The organism is Neorhizobium huautlense (genome assembly GCF_030811685.1).
In the GTDB taxonomy this organism is placed as follows: Bacteria; Pseudomonadota; Alphaproteobacteria; order Rhizobiales; family Rhizobiaceae; genus Neorhizobium; species Neorhizobium huautlense_A.
The window spans coordinates 1-24,504 of record NZ_JAUSRF010000032.1 but is presented as its reverse complement, the minus strand read 5'-3'; the positions used below and the strand labels follow the sequence as shown (position 1 = coordinate 24,504).

Sequence of the window (24,504 nt, the reverse complement as noted above, 5' to 3'; positions counted from 1 at the left end):
CATGAGCAGCTATCCGACACCGCCATTCGACACACCAAGACAGGAGATGCCCGGGAGGACGCAGGCGATGTCTCCCCTCCCCGATCACGGCGAAGAAAGTTATCGGGGCTCTGGCCGCTTGTTGGGAAAGAGGGCGGTGATTACAGGTGGTGATAGCGGAATCGGCCGCGCGGTTGCGATCGCTTTTGCCCGGGAAGGCGCCGATGTCCTCATTTCCTATTTCGATGAGGACGAAGATGCCGAAGAAACCAAGGCCTGGGTCGAGAAGGCTGGGCGAAAGGCGATCCTCTTGCCTGGCGACATTCAGTACGCGCCGCATTGCAAGGAAATAATAGATACGGCCGTTTCACAGCTGGGCGGGATCGACATTCTCGTCAATAACGCTGCACACCAGGCAAGCTTCAGTGACATCACGGAAATATCGGATGAGGAATGGGAACTGACTTTCCGTACCAACATCCACGCGATGTTTTACCTGACCAAGGCCGCAGTCCCGCATATGAGGCCAGGCAGCGCGATCATCAACACGACTTCGATCAACGCCCATAGTCCGAGCCCGCACCTGCTTGCGTATGCTACAACGAAGGGCGCAATCCAGAACTTTACGGCTGGCCTGGCTCAGATGCTCGCTGAAAAAGGAATTCGCGCGAATGGAGTGGCGCCGGGCCCGATCTGGACCCCTCTCATTCCGTCGACAATGCCTGATGAAAACGTCAAAAACTTCGGAAAACAGGTGCCTATGCAACGACCTGGCCAGCCTGCCGAACTTGCGACGGCTTACGTTATGCTCGCTGACCCGTTGTCCAGTTATGTGTCAGGCGCAACGATTGCGGTCTCCGGCGGTAAGCCAATTATCTGATGCTATAAAGCAACACAAAGGAGATTGCACATGGCCAAGCCGCAAGACGATGCCAAAGGGCAGTACGCTCCATCGCAGGCAGATCGCCACGCGACGGGCGTCCACAGTGCCAAGCCGACAGTTGTGACCGGCTCAGAGGACGCCACCGTCAACCGAACGCCTCCCGGTCAGGAGAAGGAAAAGGATTTCGATCTGAATTACGACCCTACCGAGCGCAACGAAAACTCCTCAAACTGACCTCTTGTGCAAATCCTCTCCAAGCAGGGGAGGATCTGCACCCCCACTTCGGTATTTCAGGCCGGACGCCTGCCGGCATTCGCATCGTCGGCCAAAACCAGACTTGCCGGGGGCGAGCCGCTATCGTCTCCCTCAATAAGGGCCGACACATAGGCCAGCGCATTTTTCATCCCGTTCATCGTATAAGGCTTCTCGATCGCGCCAAGGGCACCGGCAAAGTCATCGGGGATCTTTTTAATATTGCCGCTGACAAAGACGTATGGGATCCCTGATGCCGCAAGCTCACGCCCGACATCAATACCAGTTGGCCCATCCATGAGATGAATATCGACGAACGCAAAATCGGGTTTTGAGCTACCGATCTGTTGGCGTGCCTGGGCGCTGCTCATCGCGAGACCGGTAACGACGTGTCCCGCCATCTCCACTTCACTCTCTAGCTCCATGGCAAGCAACATTTCATCTTCGACGATCATGACTTTCAATGCGTATTCTCCTGGTGGTCGCCGACAAGAAGGACGACATCTACGATCGTCTTACTGCCATCACGCTTCCGTTCAATTTCAGCGCCGAGTTGTAGCGTAGAGGCTTCCAGCAGCATCCGTCCGAGCTCAACACTTTCGCTATCCGGCTCTACCGGTTCCGACGTATCTTCGACGCGGATCAGAAAATGCCCGTTCAGCCGTTTGACAACGACATGGATGTCACCGCCGCCATCATTCAGTCCCCGTCTGACTGCATCACCTACAAGCTCGTTGACGATCAGCGAAAGCGGCGTCGCTTTTACCGCCGGCACGAGAAGCGGAGCAAGGTCGAGCGAAAGGCGAATATCCTTGCGGCCGGTCGCATCAACGAGATCTGTGACAAGCTCTCGCGTAAACTCCGACATGTCGAATTTCGAGACATCGTCGAGCGTAAAAAGCTTTCGCTGGACAGTGCTGAGGGCTTCGATCCGGTTGAGCACAGACATGAGCGTCTGCTTTTGCCGCTCATCTTTCGTGACGCGCGCCTGCATCTTGACGATGGAGGCCATCGTCAGAAGATTGTTCTTTACACGGTGGTCGACTTCATGAACGAGCAGCGAGCGCGCATCCAGCGCCGCGCGAAGATTGGCGGTATGCTTGGCGACTTCCGCTTCAGCCTGATGACGTGCCGACGCCAGGTCCGCTTCCCGGCTTTTCACGGTCGTGAAATCAAGCTGCGACGCAAAGAAATAGATGATCTTGTCGGTCTCATCACGCACTGGGCTGATAAAGACCGCGTTCCAGAATGTGCTGCCATCCTTGCGATAGTTGAGAATATCCACCGCCACATCCTGTCCAGCGGCTATATTGTCGCGGATTTTGGCCACGGTATCCTGATCTGTCTCAGGCCCTTGTAAGAACCGGCAATTGCGACCGATGACCTCGTCGTCGCCATAGCCGGTCAGCTTCAGGAATGCCGCGTTGCAGAAGATGATCGGATTGTCGGCCTGGCTTGGATCCGTGACGATCATCGGCATACGCGTTGCCTTGAATGCCGCTGCGAACGGGTCCTCGCTTACATGCCCGGCGACAAGACGATCTCCGGCGCTTCGGGCATCTTGTCGGTTTTGATCATTTTCGTGCATGGCGGTCCTGATTGTTGCCCGGTGAGAGAAGTCGCGGCCGAGAGATTCGTTCCTGGCGATTATGCGTTGGCGTGCGACGGGAAGATCGCCTCGATCTCACATTGAACGCCCGAGTGGTCATAGGAGATCGTTGATGACCCATTCAGCTCGGCAGCAAGCAGACGCTCGATCAGGCGAGATCCAAAGCCTCTGCTGGTCGGCGGGGTGACAGGTGGCCCACCGGTCTCTGTCCAGCGCAGGCTGAAACTTCCGGCCTCGGGGTCGTGCTTCCAGGTGATCGCTACTCGTCCGGATGGAGATGATAGCGCCCCGTATTTGGCAGCATTCGTACCGAGCTCATGAAGCGCAAGAGAAAGTGTGGCCACAGCCTTCTGCGGCAGCAGAACGGATGGGCCGCATAGATCGAAGCGCTCTGGTGGATAAGGTGCCACTGCCTGCTCTACCACGGCTGCTAGGTTGGCAACTTGCCAGTCACCATCCGCCAGCAGATCATGGGCGTGTGCCAGCGCCGAAAGCCGGGCTTCGAATGCCGCCACCGCTGTCTGGACGTCGGTTGCTTTTGCCAAGGTCTGACGGGCTATGGCGATGACCGTCGCGAAGACATTCTTGACGCGATGGTGGAGTTCGCCGATCAAAACCTCTTGGAGGCGATCAGCCTCCTTTTTCGCGGAAATATCATGCGCGATCTTTGACGCTCCGATGATCCTTCCCGTAGTGTCATGAATCGGAGAAACGCTCAGTAGGATATCGACGAGCTGTAAGTCCTTGCGCCGACGTTTCGTCTCATAAGCTTCGACCAGAGAACCAGCTTTGATCTGCTCCAGCAATGCCGGCTCTTCATCAAGCCGGTCCTCTGGCACCAGCATGAGGACGGACTGGCCGACAATCTCTTCAGCATTGTAGCCGTAGAGCCGTTCGGCGCCGCCATTCCACGACGTGACGGTCATCGCCAGATCAATGCCAAGGATCGCGTCGTTGGAGGATGCGATGATCGAAGCCAGTCGGCGCTCGGCCTCCTGTCCTCTCTTCCGCTCGCTAATGTCGACGGAAACAACGGCGACCTGCCGGATCTGTCCCTGTTCGTCGCGCAAAGCGGAAACAGTGTTGTTCACCCAGACGAGTCCACCATCCCGCCTGACGTATCGCTTCTCCATGTCAAAGCTTTCGCCGGTCTGCGCAAGACGGTTAAACAGGCGCCTCTGCTCGGGCATGTCTTCATCATATGTGATGTCGGCGATATTCATGCCGAGGAGTTCCTTCTCGTCATAGCCGACGATCTCGCAGAACCGGCTGTTAACGTGCAGGATCTCGCCTTCAAGGCTGCCTTGTCCAATACCCGCCGCTGACTGAGAGACGACTGCCCGTAGCCGTTCCTCACTCTCCTGCAGCGCCTGATCGGCTCGTACCCGGTCGGTCGTTTCGTTGACGATGCAGAAAACGCCCCGGACACTGTCTTCGTCGCGAATGGCCGAATAGGAGATATCGAAGTAGACCGTCTCTGGATATCCATGCCGCTCGATGTAGAAGGGTCGATCTTTTGCAGATACCGTTTCGCCTGTGTCCATCACGCGGCGCAGGAGCGGCTCAAGATCGTCCCAGAGCTCAGCCCAATTCTCGCGTGCCGGGCGGGCGAACGCTTGGGGATGACGCAACCCGATCGTCGGGGCATAGGGCTCGTTGTAGAGAGCAATCAGATCAGGCCCCCAGAATATCACGATCTGGGCCATCGCCGGCAGCATAATATCGACTGCGGATTTCAGGCAGGGTGGCCAGGCCGATGGCGGCCCGAGCATGGAATCGTCCCATTTGCCACTTTCAATCAGACGGGAGATCTCGTCCGTTCCCTGGAAAATTCTGGCCATTCCGCCTTGCATCGTGTCCGCTCTACACTACCGCCGCGATGCTATGCATCTGTTCCCGATTTAGTTGACGGCAAATCTATGGCGCGACGAGAGCGCTACAAGGCTTTCAGCAATGAAATCAGCGTGAGAATGAGACAAACTCGCCTAGATCCATGCTTGGCACAAGTAGTCGAACCCATTCCTTGACGACGACACGAGGCTTTCCCATAGGGGCGCGCGACAAAGGGGAAGGCTATGCGCGCATTTCTGGAGACGGCATTCGGGCCAAATGAATTAGAGATCGTCGATCAAGCGTTCAATCATTGGCTGGCTCAGCACCAAGTTCCCAAGAACAGCCCGGATGCTGAGCTCGCAGCCGCAATCGTCATGACCCTCTATCGAGAGGGCCACAGAACAAGGCCAACCTTGGAAGCTGCGATGGCAAAGCATCGTGGCCTCATCGATCTGAGCAATCTGGCGTCAGAGACTTGATGGGACTCGGACCGCTGACCCGTGAAATGACGATCCAGAAGCCACTTAAAATTTCGCGGCTTGATGCTATGCAGCCACAGGCGTGAAGACATGTCGCTTTTCGGCACATTCGGATCGAAGGTGAATAGGAGGCATGTTGTTTTAGCACAGCCTAAAATTCCACAATGATGTAGATGAGGTCTCGTTCATCCACAGAGGTAGTGAATTGGAAGTATCATCCGTTCGGATTGGTGGCGGTTTCACCGCGCTTATGAACTCGCATATGGCATTTTTCACCTGGGATTTGCATCTGGACCTCGTGTTTGGAGATGTCACACTGGCATCGCTCTTCGATTTTGAGCCAGACGATCTCGCCGTTGATGTCCCGATTATGCCCCTGGTCGAAAAAATTGTCTCGGATGATCGTGCACGCGTTGCTCAGTCGATCCATCGGGCGATCGAGACCGGCGCCCCCTATCAGGAAACATATCGAATATTTACCCGCAGCGGCGACGTCAGGACGGTGATCGCGGTTGGCCGCTGTTTCCGCAGCATCGATGGGATCCCCTCCACATATGCTGGTGTCGTTGTCGAAGTGACGGGTTCCGAAGCATTTGCCCAGAGTGACCCTCTTGAAATGCACTGTCGCGCAGCCTTGGAGATGGCTGAGCTCCGCGGCAAGGAACTCGTTTCACGTTATCTCAAATCGGCGCTCGGGGCCTTGAACCAAGTCGGTACCAAACGGCTGTAGCGATCAGGCATTCATGAAGCGTACGTCGGCAGGTCGTCGGCATCAGGCAGCAAGATCCAAGGCAATCGCGCCGGCTCACCAATGCCTACTGCCCGCGTACCTCCGAGGCCAACGCTGCGCGCTTCAGCCTTTCCACATCGGCAGGAATGACGAGAGCTGCGACTGCGCGAGCCAGTGCCTCCTGCGAGTGCCGGTCGGCGTTTGCCTGAAATCCCTCTCCCTCGAGCTTCGAGATGAGCGTCAGGGTCTTTTGCAGTCTAACACCGACTTGACCCACAACCAATCTGCATGCAATTCTGTAAAAAAAGCCGAGGGCGCTCAACCCTTTCGGGGAGTGCGCTCGCACGCCGAACGACGACATCACGCGCGTCCACGATCCGGGTCGCTGCGGGACTCTGTCGGTGTTATCGGGTGATGAGCTCTGACGGTGTCGCCACCCGGCAACAACAACGGCGACACAAGGGTTCATGCAACCGAACAGTTTCCTACCGAGTTAGAAGACGATAACGATCGTGATGTCGGTCAGGAGGTCATCGTGGGTAAGAAGCTTACTAGCGTCTACGAGGTGCTGATCCAAGGTGTTCGCGAGGATCTGTCTGGGCACGATCTATACGAGTTCGTTGCGCGGCGTTGCAAGGTTTCATCTGACAAGCGCATATGCCGGGCATCTCTCCTTGCGATGTCCGATGCGCGTGTCCGCGACAGAGGCATCCTCGAGCATGTTTACTCGTTGGCAGCAGATCACCGCATCCGGTGTGCAAGCTAGCTACGATTTGCCCAGACCGCCGAACTGATTCTGGTAGGTCTTCGGACTTACGCCGGTCCGTTTCCGAAAGTGATGCCGAAGGGTATCTGCCGATCCAATTCCGACGGCCGCCGCAATCTCGTCAATGCTATGCCGTTGCGCGATCAGGAGCGGCTTGATCGCCTCGACCCGCTCACTAACGAGCCATTCGCCTGGTGGAACGCCCGTCGCTTCGGTAAATCTCCGGACGAAAGTCCTCAGGCTCATTCCGCACTCCGATGCCATTTGCTGAAGTGTCCAGGATGCCTTCAAGTCAGACCGGATCTTGTCCAGAAGCGGTGCGACGGCGGATTGGTGCACCGGTGGCACGGGACGCTCCAGAAACTGAGCCTGGCCGCCGTTGCGATGTGCAGGCATCACAAGTCGCCGAGCAACCGAGTTGGCCACTTCTGTCCCGAAATCCTGACGAACAATCTCGATCAGAAGATCAATTCCGGCAGCACTACCTGCCGAGGTGTAGATCCGATCGTGTGCTTGATAGAGGGATGCATCGTCCACGACGATGTCCTCATGACGGGACCGAAGAGCGTCGGCGTAACGCCAGTGCGTGGTGGCGGTCGCGCCATTCAGAAGACCTGTTGCTGCAAGCACGAATGCTCCAGAACAGATCGATGCCAATCTTGCTCCTCGTTGATGCGCCTTGCGCAGCAGATCGATAAGACTTTGCGGAAGAGGCTCGTCAATGCCTCTCCATCCGGGCACGATGACGATATCAGCCTTTTGGATCAACTCAGGCCCATGATCCGGTGTGATCAGAAAACCACCGTGAGCACGAAGTGGCCCCTCTTCAACTGCGCAGCTTGCAAATCTGTACCAGTCCTCTCCCATTTCGGGCCGGGCGAGCCCGAATATTTCGGCGACAATTCCGAACTCGAAGGTACAGAGACCATCGTAGAGGAGAGCGACAACAAGAGGTCCGTTTAAGTTTGGCATGATATGCCCGTACTATGTCACGCATGCCAATTGCAAGTGGAGACAGGCAGAAGCGAAAAGAGGGCTCAACCCAAGGAGCCTACAATGTCAAACGCCGTTACTGCCATCCCTGCTGCACCAAGCGACATCGCCCGCGAGCATTTTGCCGCCGAGTTCACGTTCGAGACGGACTGCTGGGATGTACACGCTGCACTCGCTGGAGAGCCGGGTTTCGTCCTGCTGGATGTCCGCGGCCCGGCCATGTTTGCCGAAGGCCACGTGCCGGGAGCTGTCCATCTGCCCATGGCAAGATGACACGTTCCAAAATGGACCGTTGGCCCGCCGACATACTTTTTGTGACCTATTGCGCAGGTCCACATTGTAACGGGGCTGCCCGGGGGGCACTTCGCCTCGCCGAACTCGGGCGGCCGGTGAAAATCATGGCCGGCGGCATCACTGGCTGGATCGATGAGGGGTTCGAACTCGCCAAGGGCATGGAAGCGTGACCTGCACGATCCGAAGGCCCGTTCAATCCGATCGTTCGGGACTATACCATTTGATCCAGGAGCACGCAGCGTTCGAGAAGAGCGTCGCCCCACTGACGGAGACCGATCTCGACTCGCTGCTGCGGCAGGGTGAGGCCATTCGGTTTCTCGTCGCGGCCGAGGGGCAAACGCTCCTCGGCTACGCAGCGATCACATTTGACTGGTCCGTCTGGCGAGCGCAACGCTATGCCCATCTGGATTGTCTGTTCGTCTGCGAAATCAGCCGCGGCCGAGGCATTGGAAGCTTGCTGCTTGCTGAAGCGAAAGCGGTTGCGAAGCAAGAAGGGGTCGACCGAATGGAATGGCAAACTCCAGCCTGGAACGAGCAAGCCATCCGCTTCTACCGCCGTGAAGGGGCGGATTGCCAGGAAAAGTCTCGGTTCGTTATGATACTCGCATAGCAATCTGGGCGGGAAACGGCTGCAACAGACCGAGAGATCCTTGGGTGACCGCATTCCGGCCAGAAACATGGAAGGCGGTTCTGGCTTAAGTTCTTGATAGGACACGAACCGGCAGCAGATTGATTCCTGCCTCGCCGAGACGGATGGGCTCGGCCTTCGTTTCCTTCTCTATTGCAACCTTGTCGGCGAAACATATTATTGGCCACGCACCAACATGTTTAGTGACCCAATGAACCAGCATCAGCCGCTATCCGAACGCTCAGAACTTTCCGGCCGTTACACTGAATGCGGCATCGCAGTGACTGTAGAAATCTTCCGACCTTCAGGCAGTGACGATTGGCGGATGGAGGTCACCAGCCTAGAAGACCAGGTTACTGACTGGAATGAATCTTTCGCTTCCGCTCATGAAGCTTGGGAAGAATTCATCTACGTCGTCAATACGGAGGGTCTCGCGGTCTTCCTCTAGACTGTTTCAACATCGGCGGAGATGCAGATTGGCGATCGATAGCGACAGACGGCGGGTGATCTTCGACCAGGTTCGCGACAAGGCGATTGCGCGGGGAATGCCCATCGACGATGACCCCGAGTTCCTGGGATGGGTCGAGCTCTGGATCAGCGGCGAATACGACATCTCAGAGCTCAGGTCCCGATACAACGACCTCACAATCCGTCGCGCTCAGCGATCGAAGTCTGGCCCCGACATACGTAAACCCGCCGGCCCCGATGCGGAAGCGATTGATATTCCTGGCGCCGCCGGTGAGCCTGCTCAGACCACGGTCCGGGATGACGACTGAAATTTGACCGCGTCTTTTCCGGCCGCCTTTGCATCGTAGAGAAGCGCGTCGGCTTCCTTGAGGAGCTCCGTCACATCACGCTTTGCGTTCGTCCAGATTCCGCCGATGCTCGTACGGACGTCAGCGATCCCAGTGGCGACCGCAATCGGCTCATGCATCCGCTCAAGAATACGACTTGCCGCCGCCTCGCCTGCGGATCGATCACCGGCGACGACCACGACGAATTCATCCCCGCCGGTGCGGGCAACCAGATCTTGGTCTCTAACGGCGGAGGCCAGGCGCGCGGCGGTTGTTTGCAACACGAGGTCTCCAGCAGCATGACCGTGAGCATCGTTCACGTCCTTGAACCCATCCAGATCGAGCGCGAGGATAGCGAAGCCATCGGCAGACTGCAGAGTCGCGAACTCGATTGATAGTCCCCGGCGGTTCAACAGCCCGGTCAGGGCGTCGGTGCGTGCTGTCTCCTCCAGTATCTCGATCCGGCGCCGCTCTTCGGTAAAATCAATTGCCATTCCGACAATCTTGACCGGCCGGCCGTCGCTGTCGCGCAAAAGACGTCGATCACAGCGCATCCAGCGTTCGCCGTGGACGGTGTCGAGACGATACTCGGCAACATTGTGATCGAGCGTGCCAGCGATGAGAGGTGTCAGATCTGCCTGGGCCCCGTCGTTGACATTGACCCGGTCGACGTAGCGTTCGAGATCGAGCCGGGCTGCCGTCGGGCCACCAATAAACTGAGCGAGCCGATCGGACGTCTCGAACTTACCCGTCAAAATGTCCATCTGCCAGAAGCCGCCACGGATGGCTTCAAGCGCCAACTCAAGCTGGGCTGCCCGCTCGGCGAGCTGACGCTCATGCTCCTTGTGGCGGGTGATATCCTCGATCTGCGAGATGAAGCGGACGACCTTACCTTCGGCATCGCGCATTGCGGCGACGTGGATCAGGACGTGAACGACCTCTCCGAACGGCCGCAGGTAACGCTTTTCGATCGTGTAGCCGTCCCGCCTCCCCTGCAACACCTGCTGAAACAGGATCAGGTCCGCCTCGATATCCTCTGGATGAGTGAAATCTTTAAAGTGCGTTCCGAGTATCTTGTCGGGAGGGAGCGACAGCAGCTTCGCGAATGCAGCGTTGCCGCGAATGATGCGCCCCTCAAGATCGACAAGGGCGATCCCGATGGGAGCGTTCTCAAAGGCAAAGTCAAAGAGCGCCAGGCGAGTTTTGGGATCGTCCGCCGTGTAGGGTTCCGCTACCATCTTTCCTCCAAAGATAAGAGCTTCACCGCGATAGGTGTGTTTTAGGAGATGATAATCAAGGTGCCAGCATCGCTCCGGCACTTGTAGGGAAGCCCGGCGACCTACATTCCGCCGAGCTTGGCGCGACTGTCGCGCTGTAGATGCGGCGGCACATCTTCGAGTTCGGCAAGTTTGCCATTCTGCTTCAGGAACACGCGGAAGTTCTCGCGGACCGCATCGATGGGCCAGTGACCGTTTGCTGCCTCGCGACAATATCTGACGAGCGTGTCATATGCGAGGTTGCGTTTCTCTTGCGGCCACTCGTCCAAGAAGTCGAACACGTCATCCAGCCCGCTGATTTCCGGCATAAAGTACCGGCGCTGCGCATAGAGCGGTTTATCGAACAGAGCTAATGCCATTGGAACCTCCTTCTTTGCTCTGCATGAAAGGGGAAAGCCAGCCCCGTGAGGCCGGCCGAGCTATGGGCGATACGAGACCTTCTGGTCGAATGTCACCGATTGTGATCTGCGGTGTATTGAGCGACGCCCTCGCCGACCACCGAGCTCTCGCTCAGGCAACCTGACGGTCGGTTTCCAACCGAAGCGGTTCGTTAGACGAAGCAACGCCGATCTCGATCTTGCGGGGCTTCATCGCTTCCGGCACATCGCGTTTCAAGCTAATCGTCAGCAGGCCGTGCCTGAGATCAGCACCCTCGACCCTGACGTGGTCAGCAAGCTCGAACTTCCGCTCGAACGAACGACCAGCAATGCCGCGGTGGAGATACTCGCCCTGAAGCTCTTCATCTTTGCCACCCTTAATTACCAGGACGTTGCGCTCTTGGGTAATATCCAGATCGCCCTCACCGAAGCCGGCCACGGCCATGGTGATGCGATAGTCATCCTCACCGGTCTTGACGATGTCATATGCGGGCCAGGTATCGATGGGATTCAGGCGCTGCGTATTGTTCAAGAGGTTGAACACGCGGTCGAAACCAATGCTAGAGCGGTACAGTGGCGCAAAATCAAGTTCAGTTCTCATAACCATATCCTCCGTAAAGCAACATGGAAGGAAGCGGTTTATCCGCTTCCTCGGTCAGCCGACCCCCTCATTGGGCCGTCGGCGCCGACCGATTTGGTTTCTCAGATTTCGCCGTTCAAGACCTCGGACGAAAATGTTTTGATGAGATTGGTTGCGTCTTGTTCGTCGCGAAAAGCCTCCCCATTTCGAGGCCCAATCCTCGACTTGGAAGCATCGAAATGAACGACTTAGCGATTGACCATTTTTCGGATTTTGACACGGAAATTCTACCGCCGGAGCATATCACTGATTGCGAGACAGCGATCTGCACTTGCTGCTGTCGCCAGCGCCCCCGATCGTTGATGGACGAAGATGGCTGCGGCATTTGCGATGAATGTCTGGCGCCTTGACACGATGAGTGAGGTGATTTGGCAAAGACTGAAGACGACTAGTAACGAAGGTCCGAGCTCGTGGTCACAGTACCGCGCTGCCGATTGATCACTACGCAAAACAGCAGGCGGTTGAACGAGGAATGTCTAACGGTATTGCCAGAAGTCCTCGACTAGCCCGCCAATCGCATCCCCTCGCTCGCAGTCATGTCTCCGACCATAGCCGCAATGACATCCAGACCATAGGGTTTGGGAACGAACACGGCGTCGCCGGGCAGCTCTTCCTGTCCGGGCCTATGCCGACCTGATGCAATGATGACGGGCACGTTCATATGTGAGGTCGAAATCATCCGGGCGAGATCGAGACCACTCAGAGCGCCCGGCATGTCAATGTCAGTTACAACGGCGTCGATCGGCCGCTGTCCAAGAGCCGCCACAGCTTCAAGCACGTTTCCGGCTTCGACGACATCGTAACCTTCGTCGAGAAGGGTGTCCGCGAGCACCATCCTGATTAGAGGCTCGTCTTCAACGATAAGGACTGTACGCTGGCACATGGCAGTCTCCGCTTTGTGGTTACAAGATCAACTCGCTTGTCCCATTATGGATCGCCCCTCGAAGCGCAGTATTTTCCGACATGTTTAATAAAATGCGAATGAAATCATCACTTGTCGGCAACGGGCCATTCGCTCGACGGCCCATCGACGTTGAACGCGCTGTGCTTGCAGGCGACGCAACGCCGCTGTGCCGTCGATGGAATAGAATGCGGACCGTTTTTTATCCCCTGTGCTCTTCTTCGGTTACCCTCGCGACTGAAACTTTCATAGAGATCGCTCATGCGACAACCTCTTAAAACCGCCTCTTCTGTCCGACACCGTACAAAGACACGGCAGCCAGTTTCCAGACGAGAAATTTCCTTGCATGGCGGTCTCTGACCGTTAATTAGAATTTGTGTATGGATGCGTTCAGAGGGAACGATGCAAGGGTTTGACCTGCTGAAAGGATTGGCCGACGCCTTTTCGTTTGAGAACCGGCGCGATGCTGACAAGTTTTTGCAGGCCATCGTCGATACGACGCCGGAATGTATCAAGGTCGTAGCACCCAATGGCGACCTGCTGCACATGAATGCCGCTGGTCTCACAATGATCGAGACCGACAGCTGGGATCGCGTCGCCGGCGCCTGCACGTTCAATCTCGTGGCCGATGAATACCGGGCACAGTGGCTCGAACATCACGCCAAAGTTTGCGGCGGAGAACGTCTCGTCTGGGAGTTCGATATTATCGGCTTGGCAGGCACACGCCGCCATATGGAAACCCATGCCGTTCCGATTAAACTGGACGATGGCACCACAGGCCAGTTGGCGATTACCCGCGATGTCAGTGCCCGAAGGCAGGCAGAAGAAGCACTGTTGCAAGCCAAGGAGGAGCTGGAGGACCGCGTCCGCGACCGTACGCATCGACTGCAGCAGACGTTGCAGAAACTCCAGGAGTCAGAACGCAACTTTGGCCTGATCGTCAACAGCGTCAGCGACTACGCCATTTGCATGCTTGATCATCAGGGTAACGTCACCAGCTGGAACAGTGGCGCGGAACGCATCCTGGGCTACACTTCCGAGGAGATAGTCGGAGAGAATTTCTCGCGCTTTTACAACGAGGACGATCGGGCAACTGGCCTACCTTGCCGCTCAATCGAAACGGCATTGGAGGTTGGTCGCTTCGAGAATGAAGGCTGGCGCCTGCGCAAGGATGGCAGCCGATTTTTTGCCAACGATATAATCGACGCGGTTTACGATAACGGCGCCCTCGTGGGCTTCGCCAAGGTGACCCGCGACATCACTGAAAAGCGCCGCGCGGAGGCTCTGCTTCGCCAAGCTCAAAAGATGGAAGCGGTCGGCCAGTTTACCGGCGGGGCCGCCCATGACTTCAACAATCTGCTGATGGCGATCCTCGGCAGTCTCGAACTCTTGCAGAAGCGCCTTCCACAAGAGGACACGCGTGCGAAGGCTCTTCTCGAAAATGCCGTGCATGGCGCGCGACGTGGTGCTTCCCTGACGCAACGTATGCTCGCGTTTGCACGCCGTCAGGATCTCCAGCAGGAGGCGGTCGATCTCGTGACTTTGGTCAGCGGTGCCAAGGAACTGCTCGACCAGGCCGTTGGCCCGGCTATCACAATTGAGACGCACCTTCCTCGGACACTGCCACCAACCAAGTCCGATCCTGTTCAGCTCGAGACGGCCCTTCTCAATCTTGTCGTCAACGCACGTGACGCCATGCCCAATGGCGGGACTGTAGAGATTTCCGTGCATCTGGCGACCCTGGCCCTCCACGAGGTCGACCACCTTCCGGCTGGCGACTATCTTTGCCTCAGCGTCAGGGACAACGGCGAAGGAATGGACGAAACCACGCTCAGCAGGGTGATGGAACCGTTTTTCACGACAAAGGGTGTTGGAAAGGGTACCGGCCTCGGCCTGCCAATGGTCGATGGTCTCGCGGCGCAATCCGGCGGCAAGCTTCGTCTGCTGAGCATCCCCGGGACTGGAACCACCGCCGAGATCTGGCTGCCGGTCGCCCGAGAATACGCTCCGTCCCCGGCCCCTGTACCATCAGTCGAGCTTACACAAGAACTACCTCAGCCAGCGCTAACTATCCTTGCTGTCGATGACGATGCGCTCGTCCTGATGAACACGGCGGCCATGCTTGAGGATCTCGGTCATCGGGTTCTCGAAGCTTCATCCGGTCAACAGGCGTTGCGGATATTGGAGAACGGAGAGCGGGTGGATCTGCTCGTGACAGACCAGGCGATGCCAGGCATGACAGGTGTGGAACTCGCCAAACTAGCTAAAGCCCTGCAACCAAACCTTTCCGTTGTTTTGGCGACAGGCTACGCCGAACTCCCGGCAGGAGAGGAAACCAGTCTGCAAAAACTCAGCAAGCCATTCATGCAGGCGGAACTTGCAACTGCGGTCTCAAAGGCATTGCAGCTCTAAGGATTTCTGGGCCGTCATCTCGCCCAATAACCCCTCCGCGCTCGGCTCAGTCTCCCGCCGATGATCTCACGGTAGCTCAGACCATATCGCTCGCATTTTAGGATGAATATCAGCGGTGAGCGCAACACTCGCGGGCGATGCCAATCTTTCTCGCCGGACCATGGTGTTAATCAGTGGGGCTAACTTGGCGTGTTCGATATCTCGGCGCTATGGGCGAGATCCCGAAGACCTTTGTGCTTTGCAGCTGCGGCCAACAGCCCTTCAGCAGACCTATACCCTTCCCGATACAATGTGATCATGATGGCGGCTGCAAGTTCGCGGTCGGGGTACGCCTCGTACGTTGTTCAGCCCACACCATTCATCAAGCGCGGCCTGAATCATATTCAAATCAGCCGGAGTAAACTTGGATTTAAGAAAATTACGCATGGTCTCATAAGTTTTATCACATGAAAGAATGAGCGACGACATGGCTGCGTCGGCGACTCTTTCTAGATCTTTTACGTCTGGCCATAGCCGTAGCATCATGGCCCCGACCGTAAACAAGCGGTCTCATCACTCTGCGGCATGCCGGAGAGAAAGAGAGGCTATCTTTGCCTCATTCAGTGACGTATTCTGGACTTAAGGCGCACATCCATCAGAAATTCCTGTTTTGTCGCGAACATTCCCAGAAGCTTGGTGAGACGCAATTGCTCGTCGCTTGTGATCTTGTACTGAAGCGCAAATTCAGTGACAGTCATCACTTGTTGAGCACCTTGGATCTTCAAATCTGCTGTATCGATATGTTTTGACAACGTCCCACTCCGCGTTACGCACGGGGTAACGCGCGGAGAGCGGCCAAGTTTCGGTACGGTATCGTACTTGATGAGGTGGTCTGTTTCCCACACGCCGTGGCAAGCCATCGCTTCCCTCAGTTCTGTCGGTACACGAGCGCTCGCACTCGTCGTTGCAAACTCGGTAGCGAGACCTCCAGGCGCTAGTTTAATGTTTGGAGGGATCAGAGCTTTCGAACTCCGTCAGGCAGTGACCAAGCCGTACCTCTTGAGCGGAATCGAACCTGTGACCCGATGTTGCTTCGCTTCCATGTCACCCGAATTCTTAAGACGTCAGGGACTTGGAAATCCCATCCCTATCTCTCGGTCGCTATCTCCCTGCCGATGAAATCTAAGGACCGTCTCTGCTTCTGCTGGCAGCCATTCTCGAACATCTTCTTTTGTCTCGCTGCAGAAGTCTGGATCCGGTCTAGGGAAGACTGGCAGATCATCTGACGCACAACCAGCAGGCAGGTGGACAGACCATCTGATCGAAATTGGATGGAAACGGATGGAAAAATAGTGCATGAGGGCTGGCTAGGAAATGGATGGAAACGGATGAAAGAATGGAAACTCTGAACACGACTACCATCCGGATCACGCCCGAAATCCTGTCCTTAATTGCTGAAATTGACGAATTCAAAGGTGCTTGGCGCGCAATCGGGCGGATCGCGCCTGAACGGCTGTCCAGTCTCCGGCGCGTCGCGACTATTGAGAGCGTCGGTTCCTCCACACGTATCGAAGGAGCGCGCCTCACCGATCGAGAGGTCGAAAGGTTGCTGGCAAACATTCGCCTGGGGTCCTTTACGACGCGCGATGAACAAGAGGTTGCCGGCTACGCGGAAGTGATGGAGACCATCTTCAGTGCCTACGACGCTATCTCGTTCACTGAGAATCATATCCGTCAGCTCCACCGCGACCTACTTGCACATTCGACCAAGGATGAACGGCATCGCGGCGCCTACAAAAACCTCTCCAACAACGTGGAAGCGTTTAACGAACAAGGCGAGAGCCTCGGCATCGTTTTCGCAACGGCAACGCCGTTCGATACGCCGCGTCGAATGGAAGAACTTCTCGCATGGTTGGACGAGCAAGGACGAGAAAAACGGCTCCATCCACTTTTAGTCGTCGCGATCTTCGTTGTCGTATTCCTCGAAATCCATCCGTTCCAGGATGGCAATGGCCGCTTGTCGCGTATTCTGACCACCTTGCTGCTGCTGCGAGCCGGCTACGCTTACGTCCCATACAGCTCGCTCGAAAGCATCATTGAGCAAAGCAAGGAGAGCTATTACATTTCTCTCCGGCGCACGCAGGGAACGATCCGAAGCACAGAGCCCGACTGGAATCCTTGGATCGAGTTCTTTTTAAGAGCGCTGCATCGGCAAAAGACCCGACTTGAGAAGAAAATGGAGCGCGAGCGCATCATCCTCGCCGACCTGCCGGAACTATCCGTCACGCTGCTCGAGTTGGCACGCGAGCATGGGCGGATCACGGTCGCGGAGGCTGCCAGGATCACAAATGCGAGCCGTCACACCATCAAGGATCACCTCAAGGCCCTCGTCGATCAAGGGCACCTCGTCCTCCACGGTGCGGGCCGCGGTGCTTGGTACGGTCTGTCGTGATCAGTCAGATGTCGGGAAAATCTAATTAAGTTTAGCTTTTGATGGGATTTGCACCGCCGGCCCGCAACCCTCGAGCAATCGAAGACTAAGATACCCCTTTAAAACCAGAAGCTTATCGGATACCTCCTGCCTTTCTCTTGCGCGCTTAGGCTTCTTCAGCTCCTCAATATAATTCCGATTTTGGACAAACGAATCCATAACTCGGTAATCACTAGCCTGGGGCCCGGACTGCAATACGACCCACCGTTTAGGTCGTCGGTCGATCCGTGGCGGGATTGTTTATTCCGGCGTGGCACCGCCCATCTCCCATGATGCCCAGCGCAGCATGGAACTTCCGGTATTTTCCACGGTTCGAATTTCGGGAGGAAAAATTGATGCCCAGCACAAGTCTTGCCGGCACCAGCCTGCTTATAGTCGAAGACGAGTATTTGATCGCCTCAAATCTCATGACGAGCCTCGAGGCAGCGGGAGCACGGGTATTCGGCCCCGTATCGAGCGTCGATCAAGCGCTTGAAATCATTCGCGGCTCAGCTCTGATCAACGGTGCAATCCTCGACATCAACCTGCAGAACGAAATGGCATATCCTGTCGCCGAGCTTTCACAGACGCGTCAGATCCCCTTCGTTTTTGTGACCGGCTACGAATGCTCATCAATGCCGAAAGAGTTTTCCGATATGCCGTGCCTCACGAAACCCGTAGACGAGCGTGAGCTGATCGCCTTATTGGTACCTCTCCTGCCCCAAAACGCCTGACTAGCCGTCGGTTTGCAGGACAAATGGGATTAGCGATTTACATAGTAGCAGATTCGGATCGTCGGTCCTACGAAAGACCGCAGCCATCCTTTTGGTTTTAAATCCGGTGCCGACGCAACTTTATCTCCCTAGAGCTGTTGGGAAGGATGGAATATCCTTCGAGATTAGCCGAGCGACAACGTGTCCTGGCCAACTTTGGCGATTTCGTTCTTGATCATGATGATCTTGACGAAATCCTGACCAAGGGTTGCCGATTGGTGGCAGAAGCGCTCGACGCCGATCTTGCCAAGATCGTAGAGGTCGATCGTAACACCAACACTGGCTTCATCCGCGCTGGCATCGGGTGGAATTCGGACATCGTCGGGCAGGTGCGCGTCGATCTCGATGAGCGCTCATCCGAGGCCTACGCGATTGAATGTCGCAAGCCGGTCATCACCAACGATATCGAGCAAGAGGAGCGCTTCGCCTTTCCACGCTTTTTGCGCGATCATGGCGTCGTTGCTCTGGTCAATGTGCCGATTTTTCTGCCGGGTCGTGTCCCGTACGGCATTTTACAGGTGGACGCGCGCCAGCCGCGGGACTTCGACACGCAAGATATCGAGTTTCTCAAGACCTATGCCATGGTGCTTGGACCGGTCATCGACCGCCTCAAAACCGTCGAAAACCTGAAGACCAGTGACGAGCGATTGAGGCTCGTCGTCGAAAATGCCAAGGCTTACGTGCTGATCGTCAGTGACGCGGAAGACAGGATTACCGACTGGCTCGGCGGATCTCAGGATATCCTCGGTTGGTCGGCTGCCGAAGCAATCGGGCAACCTGCCGATATCATCTTCACCGACAAGGACAGGGCGGCTGGTCAGCCCCAACATGAGCTGTCCGTTGCGATCAAAGAAGGCTCGGCAATCGATGCTCGCTGGCATCGGCGAAAAGATGGCACCAAGGTCTATCTCGATGGCCAGACGATTGCCTTGCGCGGCCCCGGGGGTAACTTGCGCGGCTATTACAAGATTGGTCAGGACAAGACAGAGCGCAAGCTAACTGAGGATCGGCAAGCGTTTATCACAGAGCTGTCGGACGGGATGCGATTGTTATCTGGCGTTGACGCTATTGCGGCATTTGCCAGTCAACGCGTTGCCCGGGAGATGCGGGCTGATCGCGTGGTCCTTGGAGAGATTATCTCGGGAAAGCTTCACATCCAGCACGAGTATGGGTCCGGCGCACCTTCAATTCTAGGCGTTCATTCCCTTGCGCCGCTCGGTCAAAATTTTGTCGACGCCTACCGATCGGGCGCGCTGGTCGCGTCGGACGATGTGGCGGCTGACCCGACCTTGCCTGAAGCCGGGAGAGAAGGCCTGCAGAAGCGCGGGATCCAATCGTTTGCAGATCTGGTGCTTGTCGATCGCGAACGGGGTGTGAGTTTCCTCGGGATTCAGCGCCGCTCAGCTCACCACTGGACCGCTGCAGAGAACCTCCTCATCCGTGAAACGGGGGACCGTCTTCGCTCAGCCCTGGAACGTGCTCGCGCTGAGGAAGCACTCCACGAAAGTGAATCACGGTTGCGGCAGTTCGGTGAAGCCTCATCGGACGTGATTTGGATCAGAGATGCCGGTTCGCTCCAGTGGGAATACCTGAGCCCGGCATTTAAGGCGATCTACGGGTTGGAAGTCGATACCGCGCTGGCCGGGGACACCGTTGCCAACTGGCTGGGCCTTATCGTGGCTGAAGACCGGGAACAGGCAATGGCGGGCATCGAACAAGTGCGAAAGGGTGAGCAGGTCGTGATAGAGTACCGGATCGAGCGGCCTGACGGTACCATGCGCTGGCTTCGGGATACGGATTTCCCAATCTACGGCGCCGATAATAGAGTCATTCGCATTGGGGGGATTGGTCAGGATATTACCGAAGTCCGACTTGCCCAAGCCAGGCTGGAGCAGAGCGAAGAACGTTTGCGTAGTGCAGTAGAAGTTGGCCGGCTCGGTCTTTGGGATTGGAACGTTGTGACCGGAGATGTCCACTGGTCCGACGAACACTTTCGAATGGAAGGTTACGAAGTTGGCGAGGTCCGACCTAGCTACGAGGCCTGGATTGCCCGGATCCATCCGGAAGACAGCGAAGCTGCCGAGGTAGCGTTACGCCAAGCTATGGAAAATGGCACGGAGTTCGTTCATGAGTTCCGCACCCTCCATCCTGATGGCTCGGTTCATTGGCTTCACGGCCGCGGTCGATTTTTCTACGACAAATTCGGTAAGCCGCTTCGCATGGTGGGCTCGATGATCGACACGACAGATCGCCGCGAGTGGGAGGATAGACAGAAGGTTCTGGTGGCAGAGCTTCAGCATCGTACCCGCAACCTGATCGCGGTTGTCCGCTCGACCGCAGACAAGACGGTTCGTTCAAGCACAGACCTCGACGATTTCCGAAAACGTTTTCGCGACCGTCTCGACGCTCTCGCGCGCGTCCAGGGGCTACTATCGCGGCTCAAGGATGGCGTTGACCGCGTCACATTCGATGAACTGCTTCAATCGGAATTGTCGGCGATGGGAGATGGCTGGGATCGCATCAATCTTGAGGGACCGTCCGGGATACGTCTGCGATCATCAACCGTGCAGACCCTGGCTATGGCACTTCATGAACTGGCGACCACCGCCGTAAAATACGGAGCTTTGAGTCAGCAGGATGCGTATTTGACTGTTTCCTGGTCGTTCGAGCCGAATGGTCAAAACGGCAGGCCATGGCTTCACATCGACTGGCGTGAAACAGGCGTGGTGATGCCAGACTCAGACAGCAAACCGCAAGGAACTGGGCAAGGGCGCGAGCTGATCGAAAGAGCCCTTCCTTATCAGCTCGGTGCCAAGACGACGTACGATCAGACACCTGATGGCGTCAGGTGCACGGTCTCCATTCCGGTCTCGAACACGACGCCGCCCAATGGAACCAGATGACCAGTGAAACGAACAGGAATCTCACCAGAATTCTCGTTGTAGAGGATGAGTATACGTTGGCGGAGGAAGTTGTCGGCGCAATCGCTGACGCCGGTATGATCGCAATCGGACCGGCGGCGAACACGAAAGACGCGATCGACCTCGTTGAACACCAAGATGTCGACGCAGCCCTACTTGACGTGAATCTGGGTGACGAAATGGTCTATCCGCTGGCGGACATCCTGACGGCGAGAAAAATTCCTTTCGTGTTCTGCACGGGGTATGACGCGCCCTCGCTTCCAGCACGTTTTGAGGATGTGGGTTGCTGCGAAAAACCCATCGACATTCCACAGGCGTTTAGGCGTTTGGGATTATTTCAGTGAAGATCGCTTGGGCACTCGCTAGAAAAATCGTTGACCAGTCCACCTGAAGCCAGTCTTGGAGCAACGAGCAGATCCAAGTCCTGACGAGCGTTTGACAATCAGCGTTTTGCCTCTTTTCGAAAGAAGAATGGGTGTCCAGTGTCAACGTCTGTACGACAGCGTACGCAGCGTCCGTTGCGCACGATCGTCAGGAACGATACCCCCACCATGATGTTTTCCAGACTAACGGGAGGATGTCATGGAACAACACGACAGTCAGACAGGCTTTAGCGAAATCGAGCTCATCGATCATCTGCCGGCACTCCGCAACTTTGCGAAAAGATTTCACGCCTCGCCAACCGATGTCGATGATCTTGTTCAGGAAACGTATTTAAAAGCGATCGCTAACGCGGAGAAGTTCCAACGTGGCACGCGCTTGAGATCGTGGCTGTTCACGATCATGCGCAACACGTTCTGTACCAAGTTCGGATTGACGAAGCGCGAGAATGTCGGCCTTGCGGATGACACCGCGCTGCAGGTAACCGTTCCGGCTACTCAGGAGTGGACGCTTCGCGGACGTGAGCTTGAGCAGGCGATATCTAACCTCCCGGAGCACCACCGAACGGCGATTGAGATGATATTCATCGATTGTCTGAGCTATGAAGATGCTGCCCAGAGATGCGGATGCGCACTCGGGACGATGAAAAGTCGGGTGAATCGCGCCAGATTGCATCTCTGGACGACGATCAACGGCAACTGAAGTCAGTTGAGCGCAGGACCACCGCTTGGTCCAAATAGAGCGGACGCTATCTTTCCTAGCTCCGTCGGTTTTTCACATAATGCAAAACCAGAGAACTTCGCGGGGATTATAAACGCATCATAGCCTGTTGCAAAGACAAACGGCACGTCGACCGCTTCCAACGCTTCCGCAACGGGAAACACAAACTCGTCTCCCAAATGCACGTCCAGGATGGCTCCGTCGATGTCCAATGACGAGATCAGCCGCAAGGCATCCTCAACATTAGCAGCGGGGCCAACGACGATTGCACCGAGATGATCGAGCTTCTGGCGTGTCTCATCGGCGAGGAAATATTCGTCCTCAACGACCAAGATACGTTTGCCCGCGAAAAGGCTCAGATAAATTGAACTGTCCAATGCAACCTCGCAATCGCCTCAGCGTACTGGTGGATGGTTCAAATCGCAAGGCAAAGGCCTTCTCATAATGCCTGATCTGATAACCAGCTTCGGCACTGACGAACACCGGCGATAGCGACAAGTTCCCTCGCAGATCTTTCAGGCGGTAGACGGAACTTTGACAACTGTGTCTTGTTCGCAGCCTACGGATTTACCGAAGAGGCTATCATGCGTTTCATTCCCACCGTGCTGCACGGAGTGCTCGACTATCTTGTCGGGGTGGTGCTGATCGTGTTGCCGTTTGCTCTCGGGACCCAAGGCCCAACGCTCATTGCCTTGATTGCCTTGGGATTGTTTGCAATCGCCTACAGCCTCTTCACGGACTACGAGCTGGGCGCAGTTCGGTTCCTCCGGGTCAGATTCCATCTGGCTCTCGATATCGTCTTTGGCATCATCATGCTTTTCATCCCGACCGTGTTCGACCTACCCGCGGCTATTGAGTGGCTCGTGTATGTCATCGGCTTTTTAGCCATCCTCCTCGCCACGATCACCAAAATCCGCGCGACGGGCACCGCCTCCTGACAAAAAGAAGGAAATCACAATGAAAGCACTCTGCTGGCACGGAAAAGGCGACATTCGTTGCGATAGCGTTCCCGATCCACAAATCGAAGACGACCGCGACGTAATCATCAAGATGTCGGCCTGCGCTATCTGCGGGTCGGATCTCCATTTGATGGATGGCTATATTCCTTTCATGGAAAAAGGCGACATCCTCGGTCATGAGTTCATGGGCGAAGTCGTCGATGTCGGTCGTGGTAACTCAAAGCTCAAGGTCGGAGACCGCGTTGTCGTTCCTTTCACGATCTGCTGCGGGGAGTGCTCCCAGTGCCGGAGAGGCAATTGGTCCGTTTGTGAGCGGTCCAACCGCAAGGTAGAGAATGCAACGAAGGCGTTCGGTTATCCAACTGCCGGCCTCTTCGGATATTCGCACCTGACGGGAGCCTATGCAGGCGGCCAGGCGGAATATGTGCGTGTGCCCTACGCGGACGTCTCGCCAATCATCATTCCGAATGGTATTTCAGACGAGCAGGCTCTCTTTCTTGGCGATATTTTCCCGACGGGATGGATGGCCGCGGCCAATTGTGAGATCGAACCGACCGATATCGTTGCGATCTGGGGATGTGGTCCTGTCGGCCAATTCTGCATCAAAAGCGCCTTCATGCAGGGCGCCGCGCGCGTCATCGCGATCGACAACGTGCCCGAGCGTCTGGCTCTCGCCGCTGCAGCAGGTGCGGAGATTATCAACTTCGATCAGATCGATGGCACTATCCCCGACCACATCAAGGACATGACGGCCGGTCATGGCGCCGACAAATGTATCGACGCCGTCGGTGCGGAATCCCACGCAACCGCTTCGTTCGACGCAATCATAGACAAGGTGAAAGCCGCAACTCTGCTGGGAACTGACCGGCCACATGTTCTCAGAACAGCCATCATGGCATGCCGCCCCGGCGGCATCGTCTCTGTTCCCGGCGTATACGGTGGGTTTCTGGACAAGATCCCGTTTGGGGCAGCGATGAACAAAGGTCTGACGATCAGGACCGGCCAGACGCATGTCAATCGTTACTCGCTCGATCTCCTTCGCCGCATCGAGGAGGGCGAAATCGATCCGAGCTTTATCATAACCCATCGCGCAACGCTCGAGCAGGGACCAGAGCTCTACGAGACGTTCCGCGACAAGAAGGACAACTGCATCAAGGTCGTCTTGACAGCGTGAGAGTGGGCGAATGGACACCGAAGATCTGAAAACGGCTTGCCGCAGATTTGAAAAGGAACATGGCGTCGAGGCTTTTCTCGACGCCATGGCCGAGTTGATGACCGAGCGAATGGCCGTTCAAGGGTTGAAGCTCCGCTTCTTCGATGACAATGACCAACGAAACGACGAGCAAACTCCATACCTTTCTAGGTGTTTGGTCCCAACATGTCATGGCTTGGTATTCGAGAGAAGATTTCAGGTTTTTTCTCACTGAGTCGCCTAATGGCTTCGTAGGGCGTTT

General features: G+C 56.2%; 27 protein-coding genes and 1 pseudogene. 16 read left to right on the top strand and 12 right to left on the bottom strand.

Translation table 11 applies throughout. The features are described 5' to 3' along the window. Position 1 precedes the first annotated feature (1 nt). On the top strand, positions 2-859 hold the full coding sequence (locus J2T09_RS26850; protein ID WP_306840153.1) for an SDR family oxidoreductase: 858 nt from the start codon (positions 2-4) through the stop codon (positions 857-859). A gap of 30 nt (positions 860-889) precedes the next feature. Then, positions 890-1,096, top strand: coding sequence for a hypothetical protein (locus J2T09_RS26845; protein WP_306840152.1), 207 nt, complete (start codon positions 890-892; stop codon positions 1,094-1,096). Between the two features lie 56 nt (positions 1,097-1,152). Here J2T09_RS26845 and J2T09_RS26840 read toward each other — a convergent pair whose 3' ends face one another. Genes J2T09_RS26840 through J2T09_RS26830 form a run of 3 tightly spaced genes read right to left on the bottom strand, consistent with a single transcriptional unit; the run spans position 1,153 to position 4,564 of the window. Beyond that, on the bottom strand, positions 1,153-1,578 hold the full coding sequence (locus J2T09_RS26840; RefSeq protein WP_306840151.1) for a response regulator: 426 nt from the start codon (positions 1,576-1,578) through the stop codon (positions 1,153-1,155). After that, positions 1,575-2,702 (bottom strand): PAS domain-containing protein, encoded by a 1,128-nt coding sequence (locus tag J2T09_RS26835; protein ID WP_306840150.1) that lies wholly within the window; start codon positions 2,700-2,702, stop codon positions 1,575-1,577. Before J2T09_RS26835 ends, J2T09_RS26840 begins: the two co-directional genes overlap by 4 nt. Positions 2,703-2,761: 59 nt before the next feature. Continuing rightward, positions 2,762-4,564, bottom strand: a complete 1,803-nt coding sequence (locus tag J2T09_RS26830; RefSeq protein WP_306840149.1) for a PAS domain-containing sensor histidine kinase — start codon at positions 4,562-4,564, stop codon at positions 2,762-2,764. 234 nt (positions 4,565-4,798) lie between these two features. Here J2T09_RS26830 and J2T09_RS26825 point away from each other — a divergent pair, with 234 nt between their 5' ends. Together J2T09_RS26825 and J2T09_RS26820 are read left to right on the top strand one after the other, a co-directional pair. Further along, complete coding sequence (locus J2T09_RS26825; protein WP_306840148.1) at positions 4,799-5,035, top strand: hypothetical protein; 237 nt, start codon at positions 4,799-4,801, stop codon at positions 5,033-5,035. Between the two features lie 262 nt (positions 5,036-5,297). After that, positions 5,298-5,765: a PAS domain-containing protein gene (locus J2T09_RS26820; protein WP_306840147.1), complete on the top strand. Its 468-nt coding sequence runs from the start codon at positions 5,298-5,300 to the stop codon at positions 5,763-5,765. 766 nt (positions 5,766-6,531) lie between these two features. On the opposite strand, the gene ftrA is transcribed toward J2T09_RS26820, so the two are convergent. Then, positions 6,532-7,503 (bottom strand): transcriptional regulator FtrA, encoded by a 972-nt coding sequence (ftrA, locus tag J2T09_RS26815; RefSeq protein ID WP_306840146.1) that lies wholly within the window; start codon positions 7,501-7,503, stop codon positions 6,532-6,534. An 84-nt stretch (positions 7,504-7,587) separates the two neighbouring features. On the opposite strand from ftrA, the pseudogene J2T09_RS26810 reads away from it, so the two are divergent. From J2T09_RS26810 to J2T09_RS26795, 4 genes and pseudogenes are all read left to right on the top strand, one after another. After that, a pseudogene (locus J2T09_RS26810) lies at positions 7,588-7,988 on the top strand (rhodanese-like domain-containing protein). A 50-nt stretch (positions 7,989-8,038) separates the two neighbouring features. After that, complete coding sequence (locus J2T09_RS26805; protein WP_306840145.1) at positions 8,039-8,428, top strand: GNAT family N-acetyltransferase; 390 nt, start codon at positions 8,039-8,041, stop codon at positions 8,426-8,428. A gap of 229 nt (positions 8,429-8,657) precedes the next feature. After that, positions 8,658-8,894 (top strand): hypothetical protein, encoded by a 237-nt coding sequence (locus tag J2T09_RS26800; protein WP_306840144.1) that lies wholly within the window; start codon positions 8,658-8,660, stop codon positions 8,892-8,894. Positions 8,895-8,922: 28 nt separating this feature from the next. Continuing rightward, complete coding sequence (locus tag J2T09_RS26795) at positions 8,923-9,222, top strand: hypothetical protein (RefSeq protein WP_306840143.1); 300 nt, start codon at positions 8,923-8,925, stop codon at positions 9,220-9,222. Here J2T09_RS26795 and J2T09_RS26790 read toward each other — a convergent pair. The 5 genes from J2T09_RS26790 to J2T09_RS26770 all read right to left on the bottom strand — a co-directional run bounded on the left by J2T09_RS26790 (position 9,195) and on the right by J2T09_RS26770 (position 12,698). Further along, positions 9,195-10,478 carry a diguanylate cyclase gene (locus J2T09_RS26790; protein ID WP_306840142.1) on the bottom strand — a complete coding sequence of 428 codons (1,284 nt, stop codon included), beginning with the start codon at positions 10,476-10,478 and terminating at the stop codon, positions 9,195-9,197. The two genes, J2T09_RS26795 and J2T09_RS26790, sit on opposite strands and share 28 nt — an antisense overlap. A 101-nt stretch (positions 10,479-10,579) precedes the next feature. Then, a complete protein-coding gene (locus tag J2T09_RS26785; RefSeq protein WP_306840141.1) occupies positions 10,580-10,876 on the bottom strand; it encodes a DUF982 domain-containing protein in 297 nt (98 codons plus the stop codon). Positions 10,877-11,027: 151 nt separating this feature from the next. Then, complete coding sequence (locus J2T09_RS26780; protein ID WP_306840140.1) at positions 11,028-11,495, bottom strand: Hsp20 family protein; 468 nt, start codon at positions 11,493-11,495, stop codon at positions 11,028-11,030. Positions 11,496-12,036: 541 nt separating this feature from the next. Beyond that, on the bottom strand, positions 12,037-12,417 hold the full coding sequence (locus J2T09_RS26775; RefSeq protein ID WP_306840139.1) for a response regulator: 381 nt from the start codon (positions 12,415-12,417) through the stop codon (positions 12,037-12,039). A 107-nt stretch (positions 12,418-12,524) separates the two neighbouring features. Further along, the gene (locus J2T09_RS26770) at positions 12,525-12,698 is read right to left on the bottom strand and encodes a hypothetical protein (protein WP_306840138.1); all 174 of its coding nucleotides are present in this window, start codon (positions 12,696-12,698) and stop codon (positions 12,525-12,527) included. Positions 12,699-12,837: 139 nt separating this feature from the next. On the opposite strand from J2T09_RS26770, the gene J2T09_RS26765 reads away from it, so the two are divergent. Next, positions 12,838-14,847, top strand: coding sequence for a hybrid sensor histidine kinase/response regulator (locus tag J2T09_RS26765; RefSeq protein ID WP_306840137.1), 2,010 nt, complete (start codon positions 12,838-12,840; stop codon positions 14,845-14,847). Positions 14,848-15,446: 599 nt separating this feature from the next. Here J2T09_RS26765 and J2T09_RS26760 read toward each other — a convergent pair. Continuing rightward, the gene (locus tag J2T09_RS26760; protein ID WP_306840136.1) at positions 15,447-15,638 is read right to left on the bottom strand and encodes a hypothetical protein; all 192 of its coding nucleotides are present in this window, start codon (positions 15,636-15,638) and stop codon (positions 15,447-15,449) included. Positions 15,639-16,222: 584 nt separating this feature from the next. On the opposite strand from J2T09_RS26760, the gene J2T09_RS26755 reads away from it, so the two are divergent. The 5 genes from J2T09_RS26755 to J2T09_RS26735 all read left to right on the top strand — a co-directional run bounded on the left by J2T09_RS26755 (position 16,223) and on the right by J2T09_RS26735 (position 22,073). Further along, positions 16,223-17,278: a Fic family protein gene (locus J2T09_RS26755; protein WP_306840135.1), complete on the top strand. Its 1,056-nt coding sequence runs from the start codon at positions 16,223-16,225 to the stop codon at positions 17,276-17,278. Between the two features lie 374 nt (positions 17,279-17,652). Next, the gene (locus J2T09_RS26750; RefSeq protein WP_306840134.1) at positions 17,653-18,030 is read left to right on the top strand and encodes a response regulator; all 378 of its coding nucleotides are present in this window, start codon (positions 17,653-17,655) and stop codon (positions 18,028-18,030) included. Positions 18,031-18,176: 146 nt separating this feature from the next. Continuing rightward, positions 18,177-20,972 carry a PAS domain-containing protein gene (locus J2T09_RS26745; RefSeq protein WP_306840133.1) on the top strand — a complete coding sequence of 932 codons (2,796 nt, stop codon included), beginning with the start codon at positions 18,177-18,179 and terminating at the stop codon, positions 20,970-20,972. After that, on the top strand, positions 20,969-21,334 hold the full coding sequence (locus J2T09_RS26740) for a response regulator (protein WP_306840132.1): 366 nt from the start codon (positions 20,969-20,971) through the stop codon (positions 21,332-21,334). Before J2T09_RS26745 ends, J2T09_RS26740 begins: the two co-directional genes overlap by 4 nt. Positions 21,335-21,572: 238 nt before the next feature. Further along, positions 21,573-22,073, top strand: coding sequence for a sigma-70 family RNA polymerase sigma factor (locus J2T09_RS26735; protein ID WP_306840131.1), 501 nt, complete (start codon positions 21,573-21,575; stop codon positions 22,071-22,073). Between the two features lie 2 nt (positions 22,074-22,075). Here J2T09_RS26735 and J2T09_RS26730 read toward each other — a convergent pair whose 3' ends face one another. Beyond that, the gene (locus tag J2T09_RS26730) at positions 22,076-22,468 is read right to left on the bottom strand and encodes a response regulator (protein WP_306840130.1); all 393 of its coding nucleotides are present in this window, start codon (positions 22,466-22,468) and stop codon (positions 22,076-22,078) included. A 207-nt stretch (positions 22,469-22,675) separates the two neighbouring features. Between J2T09_RS26730 and J2T09_RS26725 the strand changes: the two genes are divergently transcribed. Both J2T09_RS26725 and J2T09_RS26720 read left to right on the top strand, forming a co-directional pair. After that, positions 22,676-23,029, top strand: a complete 354-nt coding sequence (locus J2T09_RS26725) for an SPW repeat domain-containing protein (protein ID WP_306840129.1) — start codon at positions 22,676-22,678, stop codon at positions 23,027-23,029. A 19-nt stretch (positions 23,030-23,048) separates the two neighbouring features. Continuing rightward, positions 23,049-24,224, top strand: coding sequence for a zinc-dependent alcohol dehydrogenase (locus J2T09_RS26720; RefSeq protein WP_306840128.1), 1,176 nt, complete (start codon positions 23,049-23,051; stop codon positions 24,222-24,224). Here J2T09_RS26720 and J2T09_RS26715 read toward each other — a convergent pair. Beyond that, on the bottom strand, positions 24,202-24,504 hold a 303-nt coding region (locus J2T09_RS26715; protein ID WP_306840127.1), incomplete at its 5' end, for a hypothetical protein. The genes J2T09_RS26720 and J2T09_RS26715 overlap by 23 nt on opposite strands.

Excerpts from the sequence above, each read along its gene's own strand:
- ftrA (WP_306840146.1), bottom strand. The coding sequence starts at position 7,503 with ATGCCAAACTTAAACGGACCTCTTGTTGTCGCTCTCCTCTACGATGGT.
- J2T09_RS26765 (WP_306840137.1), top strand. The coding sequence starts at position 12,838 with ATGCAAGGGTTTGACCTGCTGAAAGGATTGGCCGACGCCTTTTCGTTT.
- J2T09_RS26740 (WP_306840132.1), top strand. The coding sequence starts at position 20,969 with ATGACCAGTGAAACGAACAGGAATCTCACCAGAATTCTCGTTGTAGAG.
- J2T09_RS26720 (WP_306840128.1), top strand. The coding sequence starts at position 23,049 with ATGAAAGCACTCTGCTGGCACGGAAAAGGCGACATTCGTTGCGATAGC.
- J2T09_RS26800 (WP_306840144.1), top strand. The coding sequence starts at position 8,658 with ATGAACCAGCATCAGCCGCTATCCGAACGCTCAGAACTTTCCGGCCGT.
- J2T09_RS26830 (WP_306840149.1), bottom strand. The coding sequence starts at position 4,564 with ATGGCCAGAATTTTCCAGGGAACGGACGAGATCTCCCGTCTGATTGAA.
- J2T09_RS26755 (WP_306840135.1), top strand. The coding sequence starts at position 16,223 with ATGGAAACTCTGAACACGACTACCATCCGGATCACGCCCGAAATCCTG.
- J2T09_RS26725 (WP_306840129.1), top strand. The coding sequence starts at position 22,676 with ATGCGTTTCATTCCCACCGTGCTGCACGGAGTGCTCGACTATCTTGTC.
- J2T09_RS26835 (WP_306840150.1), bottom strand. The coding sequence starts at position 2,702 with ATGCACGAAAATGATCAAAACCGACAAGATGCCCGAAGCGCCGGAGAT.
- J2T09_RS26825 (WP_306840148.1), top strand. The coding sequence starts at position 4,799 with ATGCGCGCATTTCTGGAGACGGCATTCGGGCCAAATGAATTAGAGATC.
- J2T09_RS26790 (WP_306840142.1), bottom strand. The coding sequence starts at position 10,478 with ATGGTAGCGGAACCCTACACGGCGGACGATCCCAAAACTCGCCTGGCG.
- J2T09_RS26845 (WP_306840152.1), top strand. The coding sequence starts at position 890 with ATGGCCAAGCCGCAAGACGATGCCAAAGGGCAGTACGCTCCATCGCAG.
- J2T09_RS26780 (WP_306840140.1), bottom strand. The coding sequence starts at position 11,495 with ATGAGAACTGAACTTGATTTTGCGCCACTGTACCGCTCTAGCATTGGT.
- J2T09_RS26735 (WP_306840131.1), top strand. The coding sequence starts at position 21,573 with ATGGAACAACACGACAGTCAGACAGGCTTTAGCGAAATCGAGCTCATC.
- J2T09_RS26775 (WP_306840139.1), bottom strand. The coding sequence starts at position 12,417 with ATGTGCCAGCGTACAGTCCTTATCGTTGAAGACGAGCCTCTAATCAGG.
- J2T09_RS26820 (WP_306840147.1), top strand. The coding sequence starts at position 5,298 with ATGGCATTTTTCACCTGGGATTTGCATCTGGACCTCGTGTTTGGAGAT.
- J2T09_RS26770 (WP_306840138.1), bottom strand. The coding sequence starts at position 12,698 with ATGAGCGATCTCTATGAAAGTTTCAGTCGCGAGGGTAACCGAAGAAGA.
- J2T09_RS26850 (WP_306840153.1), top strand. The coding sequence starts at position 2 with ATGAGCAGCTATCCGACACCGCCATTCGACACACCAAGACAGGAGATG.
- J2T09_RS26785 (WP_306840141.1), bottom strand. The coding sequence starts at position 10,876 with ATGGCATTAGCTCTGTTCGATAAACCGCTCTATGCGCAGCGCCGGTAC.
- J2T09_RS26750 (WP_306840134.1), top strand. The coding sequence starts at position 17,653 with ATGCCCAGCACAAGTCTTGCCGGCACCAGCCTGCTTATAGTCGAAGAC.
- J2T09_RS26745 (WP_306840133.1), top strand. The coding sequence starts at position 18,177 with ATGGAATATCCTTCGAGATTAGCCGAGCGACAACGTGTCCTGGCCAAC.